Source organism: Gordonia shandongensis DSM 45094 (assembly GCF_000423025.1).
Taxonomy (GTDB): domain Bacteria; phylum Actinomycetota; class Actinomycetes; order Mycobacteriales; family Mycobacteriaceae; genus Gordonia; species Gordonia shandongensis.
On sequence record NZ_AUHE01000003.1, the window covers coordinates 265339 to 277297 of the forward strand.

Sequence of the window (11959 nt, forward strand, 5' to 3'; positions counted from 1 at the left end):
TCGTCGCACTCGATCAGCGGTGGGCGCTGCTCCACGATTCGAGCGGGTTGGCGCCGTTGAACACGATCCACGTGGCGATCGCGGCGGCGATCGCGATGACGACCCACGCCGCCGACCCCCACGACGGACGCCGTGACCAGCCCCAGAGTCGGTCGACGGAGTAGGTTCCGGGCCCGGTGAGGATCAGCGCCGCGGCCGCGGCCGCGAGCAGCAGTTCCAGTTCGATGCCCGAGTTGTCGCCCTGGGACGCGAAGAACCACAGTCCGCCGGAGATCGTCACCTTGTAGGTCAACGCGACCGCGATGGTGCCGAGGACGGCCGATCCCGCCAACGGGGTCAGCAGGCCGAGGATCAGCAGCACCCCGCCCGCCGTCTCACTGACGGCGCCGACGATCGCGAGCGCCGTGGTGGCGTCGGGGGTGAAACCGAGACCCGGGTCGGCCGAGTTCTTCAGCATGTCGGCGAATCCGTCGAGCCCCGGACCGTTCATCCATCCGGTCAGCTTCTGCAGTCCGTGCAGTGTGAACGTGAGACCCACCACGACCCGCAGGATCAGCAGGCCGAGGTCGATGGTTCCGCGCCGCGCGTGCGCGGGCGCGACCGGTGCGGGCTCCGGGTCGTAGCCCGCGTCGCCGTCGAGCCCGCCGTCGTATCCGGTGCCGTCGTATCCGGTGCCGTCGAATCCGGTGCCGTCATCGAGCAGCGGCGTGGTGGGCGACGGCTCGATGTACGGCAGCGGCGGCTCGGTGAGGTGTTCGGCGTACCGCCGACCCGATCGTTCGGAGACCGACTCGTCGGTGTCGATGAACGGCTCGGTGTGCACGGGGTCGTCGGAGGAGCTCATCCGGACGGCGTTGCGCGGTTCGGCGTCGGCACCGCTGATGATGACGGCGGTCTTCGCCTCGTCCTCGTCGGCGGTCCCGTCGAGATCGGCGGCGAGATCGCCCGCATCGCCGTGATCGTCGGCGTCGGGAATCTCCACGTCCTCCTCCACCGGTGCGGCGGCGGCCTTGCGCCCCCGCTTGACCGGCTCGATGCGCTGGGGTGCGGCCTTCCCCGAGACGGGATCGCGCCGGCGCTGCGGCCGGGCCTCGATCGCCTCGGTGGGCTCCCCGCCGTCACCGGCGGCGGCCGTGTCCCCACCGGCCTGCTTCCCGCCGACGGGCTCCCCACCGGCCTCATCGCCGTCGCGGGCCGCCTTCTCGGCCATCGCACCGGTCACCTCCGGTGCGGGTCGCCGCCCGTGGCGGTCGAAGAAATCGTCGTTGTCCGGTCGCGGCCTACGCACCGAGCGCCGCGCGATCGACTCGGTCGGCCGGTCGTCGTAGGGGCTGCCCACGGGCGCGTCGCCGGGGTCGGCGGGCGTGTCTTTCGCATTGCTCACAGTTATCGACTGTATGACCACGGGCCCGTGCATTGGCTGAGCGCCACTAGACGATTTGATAACGATCGTCGCATTCGGGCCGTGCCGCGGCTCATCTACATTGGAGGAATGACGCCGCTCCACCGGAACGCCCGCCGCGCCGTGCTCGCCGTGACGTCCACGATCGCCGCGGCCGCACTCGTGACGTCCTGCGCCAGCTTCAGCGACCAGGACGCCGCACAGCAGCAGGGCGATTTCAGTCCGCTTCCGTCGGTCGTGGAGCAGCCGAAGGCGCCGCCTCCCCCCACCACCGACGAGGTGGATCCGCCGGAGGGACCGTGTGTCGACCCGAATCCCGCGGTCATCGCCACCTGCCTGGAGACCACGTCGGGGGTCCGTCCCGCCGACCCGACCGGGAAGACCACCTACGTCGCCGAGCGGACGACCGGCAAGATCTTCATCTCCAAACGCTACGGACCGCAGCGTGAGATCGCCTCGGCCCGCGTCGACGGCTCGGGTGACGGCGGACTCGTCGACTTCGTCCTGTCCCCCGCATACCAGTCCGACCAGATGATCTACGCGCTGATCACCACCGGATCGGACAACCGGGTGGTCCGGATCGCGCCGACCGGATCCGCACAGCCGGTCCTGACCGGCATCCCGAAGGGGCCGCGGGGCAACATGGGATCGATCTCGCTCGCCTCGCCCACCGAGCTGATCGTCGCGACCGGCGACGCCGGCGACCGGGCGGCCGCCAAGGACCCGTCGTCCCTCGCGGGAAAGATCCTGAGCATCGACCTCAACCGGCCGAACGCCAAACCCGACGTCCGCGCCAGCGGTCTGGGTTCGAACGTCGCGCTGTGCCCGTCGGGCGGCGCCGACGGACAGCTCTTCGTCGCCGACAGCGGCGCCGACGGCGACCGGCTGTCGGTCGTCGGCTCGCACGGACTGCGGAAGCTGTGGAGCTGGGCCGACCGGCCGGGCATCGGCGGATGCGCCGCCAGCGATTCGACGATCGCCGTCTCGATTCCGCGCGCCCAGCGTCTCGACGTGTTCTCCACCCCCAAGTCGGGGAGCCCGTCCATCGGCGAGCCGAGCGAGTCCGACCTGAGCAAGACGTTCGGCGCGGTCGGCCGGATGGTCACCTACGGCGGCGGCCCCCTCCAACTCGCGACCATCAACACCTCGACTCCCGGCGCCAAGCCGCAGTCGTTCGACGACCGCGTGGCCATGTACCTGCCCGAGAGCGCCACCGAGGACCGGATGTGACGTCTACCGGCAGGCTTCGAGCACGAGTTCCTTGACCCGCGCCGGATCCGCCTGCCCGCGGGTGGCCTTCATGACGTCGCCGACGATCTTGCCGGCCGCCTGAACCTTGCCCCCGCGGATCTTGTCGGCGATGTCCGGGTTCGCCGCGAGCGCCTCGTCGACGGCCTTCTGCAGTGCCGAGTCGTCGCGGACCACCTCCAGGCCCCGGTCGGCGACGATCTGCGCCGGGGCGCCCTCACCGTCGAGCACCGCGACGGCCACCTGCTGTGCGAGCTTCGTGGTGAGCTTTCCCTCGTCGACCATCCCGATGATCTCGGCGACCTCCTCCGGAGCGATCGACAGATTGTCGAGCTCCACCTCGCGGACGTTCGCCTGCTGCGCGAGGAACGAGACCCACCAGCTGCGGGCGGCGTCCGGTGACGCCCCGGCCTCGGCCGTCGCGATGATGAGGTCGACGGCGCCGACGTTCACCAGATCGCGCATCACCTCGTCGGAGACCCCCCACTGCTCCTGGATGCGCGCCCGCCGGATCCACGGCAGCTCCGGCAGCGTGCCGCGCAGCGAGTCGACCCACTGCGGGTCGGCCACAACGGGCGGCAGGTCGGGTTCGGGGAAGTACCGGTAGTCCTCGGCGGTCTCCTTGCGCCGCCCGGCCGACGTGGTGCCGTCCGCCTCGTGGAAGTGACGGGTCTCCTGGACGATCTCGCCGCCCGCGACGAGGACCGCCGCCTGACGCTGCATCTCGAAACGGACGGCCGTCTCGACTGATTTGAGCGAGTTGACGTTCTTCGTCTCGGTGCGGGTGCCGAACTCGCTCGCGTCCTTCGCCATCAGCGACAGGTTGACGTCGCAGCGCATCGACCCCTGATCCATTCGCACATCGGAGACGTCGAGCGACTTGAGCAGGTCGCGCAGCGCGGTCACGTACGCCCGCGCCACCTCCGGTGCCCGCTCACCGGCCCCCTCGATGGGCCGGGTGACGATCTCCACCAGGGGGACGCCCGCGCGGTTGTAGTCGAGGAGCGAATGGCTGGCGCCGTGGATGCGGCCGGTCGCACCGCCGATGTGCAGCGACTTACCGGTGTCCTCCTCCATGTGGGCGCGTTCGATCTCCACCCGCCACGTGGTCCCGTCGCCGAGGACCACGTCGAGGTGGCCGTCGTAGGCGATCGGCTCGTCGTACTGGCTGATCTGGTAGTTCTTCGGCTGATCCGGGTAGAAGTAGTTCTTGCGGGCGAACACGCTCGACTCCCGGATCGAGCAGTTCAGCGCCAATCCGATGCGGACGGCCGATTCCACCGCCTGCGCGTTCGCGACCGGGAGTGCCCCGGGCAGCCCCAGACACGCCGGACACACCTGAGAGTTGGGATCACCGCCGAACGTGGTGGGGCAGCCGCAGAACATCTTCGTCGCGGTGCCGAGTTCGACGTGGACCTCCATGCCCATCACGGGGTGGAACGCCGCGATGACGTCGTCGAAATCCATCAGTTCGTCGATAGCCGCAGTCATGGCGTCCATCGTATCCGGGGGTCGATCTCGGGGTGCTCACCGATGCCCCGCTCGCGGCGCCGGACCTACCGTGAAGGCATCGATCGGATCGAGCTCCAGACCGTTCCCGAGGAGGACATCGTGACCCAGGACCACTCCGGACCCCAGAACTACGCAGAACCCCAGAACTACGCGGGCCCCCAGGACAACGCAGGACCCCAGAACCACGCGGGGACCGGGCCGAACCGCCCACAGCCCGCACGCCGTCGTCTGACCCGCTCGACGACGGACTCGATGATCGGCGGCGTCGCCGGCGGCATCGCCGAATACTTCGGCATCGACTCCACGTGGGTGCGCGTCGCCTTCGTGGCGTCGATCATCCTGCCCGGACCGCAGGTCCTGGCATACCTGCTGCTGTGGCTGGTGATCCCGAAGGGCTGACCCGACGTCACCCGAAGACGGCGCGCGCCCCGTTGTAGTACTCGATCGGCACGTTCTTGATGTTCCCGACGGCCGCCGAGAACGGGACGCGGACGATGTCGGTGCCGCGCAGGGCGACCATCTCCCCCCAGCCGCCGTCGGCGACCAGATCGCTGACCGCCTGACCGAACCGGGTCCCCAGAACCCGGTCCCACGCCGACGGCACCCCGCCGCGCTGGATGTAGCCGAGGATCGTCGCACGGGTCTCGATGCCCGTGCGCTCCTCGATCAGCGGGGCCAGGACGTCGGCGACACCGCCGAGCCGCGGACGGTCGAAGCCGTCGCGACCGCCGCGCGAGTACGCCTCGGGCATGTCCGGCAGCGTGAAGCCCTCGGCGACGACCACCATCGGCGACCGACCGCGCCGCCGCACGCTGGTGACCCACTCGCAGATCTGCTCCAACGATTCGGGCCGTTCGGGAATGAGGATCGCGTGTGCGCCCGCGGCGACGCCCGCGTACATCGCGATCCAGCCGGCGTGCCGCCCCATCACCTCGAGCACCATGCACCGGGTGTGCGAGTTCCCGGTGGTCCGGAGCCGGTCGACGGCCTCGGTGGCGATCTCGACCGCCGTGTTGAAGCCGAACGTGTAATCGGTGGCCCGCAGGTCGTTGTCGATGGTCTTCGGGACGCCGACGACGGGGACGCCGTCGTTCATCAACCGGTTGGCCGCAGCCATCGTGCCGTCGCCGCCGACGGCGATCACACCGTCGATCGCGAGCCGGTCGAGGACCGCGGTGATGTTCTGCGCCCCGCCGTCCGGCTCGGTGTACGGCCCGTATCTGCTGGTGCCCAGGATCGTGCCGCCCTGCTGCGAGATCCCCCGGACCACGGGCCGATCCAGTGTCCGCACGTCGCCGTGGACCAGTCCGAAGAATCCGTCACGGAAGCCGACGAACTCCTGGCCGTGCACCGTCTGCCCCTGCAGCACCGTTCCGCGAATCACCGCGTTGAGCCCGGGACAGTCGCCGCCGGAGGTCAGAATGCCGTATCGCGCCATGCCGCCGCCCTCTCATCCGCCGGGTGATCCTCCCGCCCAACGTACCTCGGGACGCGTGCCGCGCAGCTGTCACTTGAGGCCGTTCTCGTAGGCGAACACCACGGCCTGTGCACGATCACGCAGCCCGAGTTTCGTCAGCATGTTGCTCACGTGCGTCTTGACCGTCTGCTCGGAGACGAACAGTTCGCCGGCGATCTCCGCATTCGACTTCCCGTCGGCCACCGTCACGAGGACCTCGACCTCCCGCGGCGTCAACGTCCGCACGGCCGCGGTCGGCGCACGTGCGGTCCGGGCGGTGACCCGTTCGATGAGCCGTTTGGTGACCGACGGCGCCAGCAGTGCGTCACCGGCCGCGACCACCCGCACGGCGCGGACCAGTTCGTCGGCGGGGGCGTCCTTGAGCAGGAACCCCGACGCGCCGATCCGCAGCGCGGAGTACACGTAGTCGTCGATGTCGAAGGTCGTCAGCATGAGCACCCGGGTCGGTCCACCGTCGGCGACGATCTTCTCGGCCGCCCACAGTCCGTCGCGATGCGGCATCCGGACGTCCATCAGCACGACGTCCGGACGCAGCCTGCGCACCTGATCGACGGCGGCGGCTCCGTCCGCGGCGTCCCCGAGCACCGAGATCCCGTCGGCGGCGTCCAGCAGCGCGCCGAAGCCGGCCCGAACCATCGCCTGGTCGTCGGCGATCACCACGGTTATCGGCCCACTGCCCACTGTCACCGTCTCAGCTTAGGGCCATCGGGAGTCGCGCGCGGACGGCGAATCCGCCGTCACCGGTCGGTGCCGCGGTGAGAGTGCCGCCCACCGCCAGTGCGCGCTCGGTCATTCCGAGGATGCCCAGACCGCCCCCGGCGCTCACCGGATCGGCGTCGGGCGGCCCGTTGGCGACCTCGACGGCCAGGAGGCCGTCGTGCGTCGCATCGGGGGTGATCGACACCCGAATCGTCGCGCCGGGTGCATGCCGCGTCGCGTTGGTCACCGACTCCTGGACGATCCGGAAGACGGCGGCACCGATCGCCTCGGCCACCCGCGCGTGGTCGACGGTGTCGGTCGTCTCGACCGCGGTGCCCACCGCGCGGACCCCGTCGAGCAGCGGTGCGATGTCGTCGAGCCCCTGCACCGGGCGCAATGCGGCGGCGTCGGTCCCCGCGGCGTCCGGACGCAGCACGCCCAGCAGCTGGCGAACTTCGTCGAGGGAGCCGCGCGCCGCCGCCGCGATCGCGTCGAACTCGGCCGTCGTCGCCGGACCGACGGTCTCCGGCTCGTCGGCCGCCGCCAACCGGTACGGTGCACTCTGCGCCATCACGACGACCATCGACATCCGATGCGCCACGATGTCGTGCAGGTCGCGGGCGATGCGCGTCCGCTCGGCCAAGACCGCCTCGCGGGCGCGCAGGACCTCGGTCTCCTCGCTCTGTTCGGCGAGGTCGCGCTGAGTGGTCGTCCGGTAACGCACGAAGGCGATCGCCATCGCGACCACGATGAGCGCGAAGATCCACCCGATGCGGGCCTGGGCGTCGACGCCGAGCACGAAGACGCCCGCCGTGGCCACCACGACCGTCGGGAGGCGCCGCAGCGGCTGGGTGCACAGCGCGGCCGCGGTCATCGCCAGGACGGACAGGAACAGCGGAATCGGCATCCGCCACAGGTCGACCGTGCCGATCACCGATGCCACCCCGGCGGTGATGACTGTCGCCGCCCAGCCGTACCGGACCGGCACCGGTCCGGCGAAGATCAGAGCCAGACCGCCGCATCCGCCGACGGCGAACGCCGGGAGTGCGAACCCCGGGATCTCGGTCACGTCCGCCATCACGGGCCACGCGACGGCGATCATCACGACCGCCGTCCCGGCTCCCAGCCAGTTCCACCGCCGCGCGAGATACCGTCGCACCGCGGGGTCGCCGATCCGGTCGATCACGGAGAAGTCCACTCCCCGAGCGTAGGGCCGCGGCCGGCGGCGCACCTCCCCCGCGAGGACCAGATCCCGCTGCCTCCCGGGAGGCAGACAGCGCCCGCCGGCTCCCCCGCACGGTGCGGGGGCGAACCGTCTCGCCGGGGGATCCGCCGAGGTGCCCGCGATTCATAGCGTCAGCGCATGCTCAATCGGAATCCTCGTCGAGACGACCCCGCCGACGCCGCCCTGCGGTGGCCGGCCCGCGCTGCGATCGCCGTGACCGCGGTGGTGCTCCTGCTGGGCTTCGCCCCGGTGACGGCAGCGGCGGCCGCCACCCGTCGCATCGCCGTCCCGGATGCTCCCGCGACCCCGGCGGGTCGGGCGATCGCCGCGCTGGTCGGCGATCGTCCGGTCGACACACTGCGCATCCTCCCCGACCGGTTCCGTGCGCGGACGGGGTACACACCGGTCGTGCTCGACGGGCGCCCGGCCGCACCGCACGGCGACTGTTCGTCCCCGGTCCCCCTGCCCTCCCGGTTCGAGAACGCGTGTCGCGCCCACGATTTCGGCTACGACCTGCTCCGTTACGGTGCGGCGACCGGACGCCCCGCCGGCGACTGGGCACGTCCGGCACTCGACGCGATGCTCGTCGACGACATGCACGCGGCCTGTGCCGGCGACGCCGGCTGCGACACCGCGGCCGAGGCGGCCCGCACCGCGCTGTCGGTCAACACCTGGCGTCAACGGTTCGGGCCCCCGACGGCCGAGACGACCGCCGAGATCGCCGTGACCTACCTGGCCCGCCTCACCGAGACCCTCGGCGGGCCGCTGTGAGGCACCGCCCCGGCAGGGGTACCGCGGTCGGCGCGCTCACCGGCTGGCTGCTGTCGCTGTCCCCGGGGATGCTGCCGCGGTCGGCTCCGGTCGCCGCGGGCGTCGGCACCGTCCTGATACTCGTCGGCGCGGCGATCGGTGCGGCCGGCGCCGCCGTGCTCGCTCGACGGCGCCGTGAGGAGGACCGGTACGGCGACCGCCCAGGGGTTTCAGGCGTCCCAGGGGTCTCGGGTCTCGCTGTGACCGTCGGCCTGATCGTCGCCGGCGCGGCCCTCGGTCTGAGCGTCCGGCACGAGGTCGCGGTCCGTGCGGCGCTCGACGCCCCCGGTATCGGTCTCCGCTGGGTCCTGGTCGTCGCCCTCACGCCCCTGTCCGTCGCGGCGGCGGCGTTCACCGTCCCCATCCGCGTCCTGACCGCCACGGGGCTGATCGGAACGATCGTCGCAGCGGCGATGCTGATGCCGGGGCCGGCGGATGCGCGAGCGCCGGACGTCCCGGACCGCGCGATCATCGACTACGGGCCCCTCCCCGCCGGCTCGGCGCGCACTCACCCCGGGCTCGCCGAGCGCGCGAGAACCCTCGTCGACGACTGGGAGCGGCGCGGCGGCATCACCCAGCGGGCGGTCGTCGTCGCCGTGCCGACCGGCTCCGGCTGGCTCGACGCGGCGACCGTCGACGGGATCGACCGTGCGTTCCACGGCTCGGTGCGCGTGCTCGCACTCCAATACGACGACGCACCGTCCTGGCAGTCCTACCTGCAGTCGCCGGACGCCGCCGGCGCGAGCGCCGTGGCCGTCCTGCGCACGGTCGCCGCCCGATTGCGTGCGGTTCCCGAACGCGCCCGCCCCCGGGTGTACCTCGTCGGTCAGAGCCTCGGCGCGATCGGCGCGGACCACGCCCGCCGGTGGGCGTCGGAGCATCGCGTCGCCGTGGCCGGAACCGTGCTGGCGGGCGTGCCCGCCGGGGCCCTCCACGACGCACCGTCCACCACGCCCCGGACGGTGATCGCCAATCCCGACGACCCGGTCACCGTGTTCGAGCCGGCCCTGCTGTGGCGACCGGCCGAGCGGTCGTCGTGGCTCCCGGTGGTCTCGTTCATCGGAACGGCCGTCGACCTGCTCGGATCACTGAACGTGCCCGTCGGGCACGGGCACCGCTACGGGAGCCTCCCGGACGCGGCCGTTCCGGATACGGCCGATCCGGACAAGCCGGTTCAGCCGATCGGTCCGCGCGCCGCCTCGTAGGCCGCGCCGACCCGGTACAGCCGGTCGTCGGCCAGCGCGGGCGCCATGATCTGCAGGCCGACGGGCATCCCGTCGGCCGGATCGACACCCGAGGGCACCGACATCGCCGCCGTCCCCGCCAGGTTGACCGGCAGGGTGCACAGGTCGAACAGGTACATCGACAGCGGATCGTCGACCTTCTCGCCGAGGTGGAACGCCGTGGTCGGCGTGGTCGGCGAGATGAGGACGTCGACCTGCTCGTAGGCCGCGGCGAAGTCGCGGGCGATGAGGGTCCGGACCTTCTGCGCCTGACCGTAGTAGGCGTCGTAGTAGCCCGAACTCAACGCGTACGTCCCGATCATGATGCGACGCTTGACCTCCGGACCGAATCCGGCGGCGCGCGTGAGGGCCATGACCTCGTCGGCGCTGTGGGTGCCGTCGTCGCCGACCCGCAGCCCGTACCGCATCGCGTCGAAGCGGGCGAGGTTGCTCGACACCTCGGACGGGAGGATGAGGTAGTACGCGCCGAGCGCATAGGTGAAGTGCGGGCAGTCGACCTCCACGATCGTCGCACCCAGACCCGTCAGGGTGTCGCACGCTTCGCGGAACGACGCGAGCACACCGTCCTGGTAGCCCTCGCCCTGCAGCTGCGAGACGACGCCGATGCGGACCCCGGACAGGTCGCCGCCGGCTCCGGCGCGCGCCGCCGCCACCACATCGGGCACCGCCGCGCTCACCGACGTCGCATCGCGTGCGTCGTGACCGGCGATGACCTCGTGCAGCAGCGCGGTGTCGAGGACGGTGCGACCGCACGGTCCGCCCTGGTCGAGGGACGAGGCGCAGGCGATCAGCCCGTACCGGGACACGGTGCCGTACGTCGGCTTCACGCCGACGGTCGCGGTGACCGCCGCCGGCTGCCGGATGGAGCCGCCGGTGTCGGTCCCGATCGCCAACGGCGCCTGATGGGAGGCCAGCGCCGCCGCACTGCCGCCGCCCGATCCGCCCGGGATGCGCGTCGTGTCCCACGGGTTGCGGGTCACCTGGTAGGCCGAGTTCTCCGTGGAGCTGCCCATCGCGAACTCGTCCATGTTGGTCTTGCCGAGAATCGGGATGCCCGCCGCGCGGAGTCTGGCCGTGACCGTGGCGTCGTAGGGCGACATCCACCCCTCGAGCATCCGCGAACCGCACGTGGTCGGCGCATCGGTGGTGGTGAAGGCGTCCTTGAGGGCCAGCGGCACACCGGTCAGCGCCGACGGCGCCTCGCCCGCCGCGACGGCGGCGTCGGCGGCTTCCGCCGCGGCCAGCGCCTCATCGCCGCCGACGTGGAGGAACGCGCCCAGTTCACCGTCGATCTCGGCGATGCGATCGAGGTGGGCCCTGGTGACCTCGACCGACGAGAGTTCTCGGGAGGCGATCTTCTCGGCGAGCTCAGCGGCGCTGAGGCCGGTGACGTCATTTGACGCTCGCGTGGCCCGAACACCGTCGGTGGACACGTCGGTCATCCTCACTCCTCTCCCAGGATCTGCGGTACGGCGAAACGCTCCTGCTCCTCGCGGGGCGCCCCGGACAGGGCCTCCTCGGCGGTGAGTCCGGGCGCGACGACGTCGTCGCGGAGACCGGCGTTCACGTCGAGGGGATGCGCGGTCGGCGGCACCTCGTCGGCGGCCACCTCGGAGATCTGCGCGACGTGGCTCAGAATCGAGTCGAGCTGCGTCGCATAGCGGTCGAGCTCGGCGTCGTCGAGCGCCAGGCGGGACAGTCGCGCCAGGTGCGCGACCTCTTCCCGGCTGATCGTCGGCTGGGAATCGGTGGACATCGTCGACCTCTCTGCACAGCGTCGCGGCCGCAGCCGCCGGATGACTTCTCGGTCCCAGGATATGCGGTCGTCCCCGAGTCGGTTCGCTCCCCCCTCTCGCGATCCGCACATGATTTTTTCCCTGGCCCGAACCCTCACCGCGACGTAGCGTGGACGCCATGATCATCGTCACCACGAATGAGCTGCCCGGCTACCGGATCGAGCACACGTTCGGAGAATGCTTCGGCCTCACGGTCCGATCCCGTCACATCGGCTCCAACATCGGCGCCGGACTCAAGTCCATCGCCGGTGGCGAACTCCGCGGCATCACCACGCTGCTGCAGGAGGCCCGCCAGGAGGCGCTGGGCCGCCTGGCCGCCGAGGCGCAGGCGAAGGGCGCCAACGCGGTGGTCGCCTTCCGCTTCGAGACGAATGAGTACGCCGGTTCCGGGGGTGTGGAGGTGTGCGCATACGGCACGGCCGTGGGCGCCCGTCCCGTCGAGGGGCCCGCCGGTCACGTCGCTCCACCGCCCCAGCCGCCCCAAACACCGCAGTCGCCCCAGACACCCCAGTCGCCGCAGGCACCCCAGCCGCCGCAGTTCTGACG

General features: G+C 71.4%; 11 protein-coding genes and 1 pseudogene. 5 read left to right on the forward strand and 7 right to left on the reverse strand.

Going from position 1 to position 11959, the window contains the following annotated elements; translation table 11 throughout:
* Nucleotides 1-13 precede the first annotated feature (13 nt).
* Nucleotides 14-1384 (reverse strand): DoxX family protein, encoded by a 1371-nt coding sequence (locus tag G528_RS0106425; protein WP_026918257.1) that lies wholly within the window; start codon nt 1382-1384, stop codon nt 14-16.
* A gap of 108 nt (nt 1385-1492) precedes the next feature.
* Between G528_RS0106425 and G528_RS0106430 the strand changes: the two genes are divergently transcribed.
* The gene (locus G528_RS0106430; RefSeq protein WP_051198379.1) at nt 1493-2632 is read left to right on the forward strand and encodes a PQQ-dependent sugar dehydrogenase; all 1140 of its coding nucleotides are present in this window, start codon (nt 1493-1495) and stop codon (nt 2630-2632) included.
* 3 nt (nt 2633-2635) lie between these two features.
* On the opposite strand, the gene gatB is transcribed toward G528_RS0106430, so the two are convergent.
* Complete coding sequence (gene gatB, locus G528_RS0106435; protein ID WP_026918259.1) at nt 2636-4141, reverse strand: Asp-tRNA(Asn)/Glu-tRNA(Gln) amidotransferase subunit GatB; 1506 nt, start codon at nt 4139-4141, stop codon at nt 2636-2638.
* 249 nt (nt 4142-4390) lie between these two features.
* On the opposite strand from gatB, the gene G528_RS18790 reads away from it, so the two are divergent.
* On the forward strand, nt 4391-4561 hold the full coding sequence (locus tag G528_RS18790; RefSeq protein WP_281170340.1) for a PspC domain-containing protein: 171 nt from the start codon (nt 4391-4393) through the stop codon (nt 4559-4561).
* Nucleotides 4562-4568: 7 nt separating this feature from the next.
* Here the strand turns inward: G528_RS18790 and G528_RS0106445 are convergent, their stop codons facing one another.
* The 3 genes from G528_RS0106445 to G528_RS16620 form a co-directional block, all read right to left on the reverse strand.
* Nucleotides 4569-5600, reverse strand: a complete 1032-nt coding sequence (locus G528_RS0106445; protein ID WP_026918260.1) for an ATP-dependent 6-phosphofructokinase — start codon at nt 5598-5600, stop codon at nt 4569-4571.
* A gap of 69 nt (nt 5601-5669) precedes the next feature.
* A complete protein-coding gene (locus tag G528_RS0106450; RefSeq protein WP_281170338.1) occupies nt 5670-6326 on the reverse strand; it encodes a response regulator in 657 nt (218 codons plus the stop codon).
* 4 nt (nt 6327-6330) lie between these two features.
* A complete protein-coding gene (locus G528_RS16620; RefSeq protein WP_035719110.1) occupies nt 6331-7536 on the reverse strand; it encodes a sensor histidine kinase in 1206 nt (401 codons plus the stop codon).
* A gap of 165 nt (nt 7537-7701) precedes the next feature.
* On the opposite strand from G528_RS16620, the gene G528_RS0106460 reads away from it, so the two are divergent.
* Nucleotides 7702-8334 (forward strand): hypothetical protein, encoded by a 633-nt coding sequence (locus G528_RS0106460; protein WP_245569691.1) that lies wholly within the window; start codon nt 7702-7704, stop codon nt 8332-8334.
* Entirely contained in the window at nt 8331-9578 is a 1248-nt protein-coding gene (locus tag G528_RS0106465; RefSeq protein WP_026918263.1) for an alpha/beta-hydrolase family protein, read from the forward strand. The genes G528_RS0106460 and G528_RS0106465 overlap by 4 nt, the downstream gene beginning before the upstream one ends.
* Here the strand turns inward: G528_RS0106465 and gatA are convergent.
* Nucleotides 9548-11059 carry an Asp-tRNA(Asn)/Glu-tRNA(Gln) amidotransferase subunit GatA gene (gene gatA / locus G528_RS0106470; RefSeq protein WP_156890363.1) on the reverse strand — a complete coding sequence of 504 codons (1512 nt, stop codon included), beginning with the start codon at nt 11057-11059 and terminating at the stop codon, nt 9548-9550. The genes G528_RS0106465 and gatA overlap by 31 nt on opposite strands.
* A 2-nt stretch (nt 11060-11061) precedes the next feature.
* Nucleotides 11062-11373, reverse strand: a complete 312-nt coding sequence (gatC, locus tag G528_RS0106475; RefSeq protein ID WP_026918265.1) for an Asp-tRNA(Asn)/Glu-tRNA(Gln) amidotransferase subunit GatC — start codon at nt 11371-11373, stop codon at nt 11062-11064.
* A 158-nt stretch (nt 11374-11531) separates the two neighbouring features.
* On the opposite strand from gatC, the pseudogene G528_RS16625 reads away from it, so the two are divergent.
* A pseudogene (locus tag G528_RS16625) lies at nt 11532-11855 on the forward strand (YbjQ family protein); the annotation flags it as partial.
* Between the last annotated feature and the right edge of the window lie 104 nt (nt 11856-11959).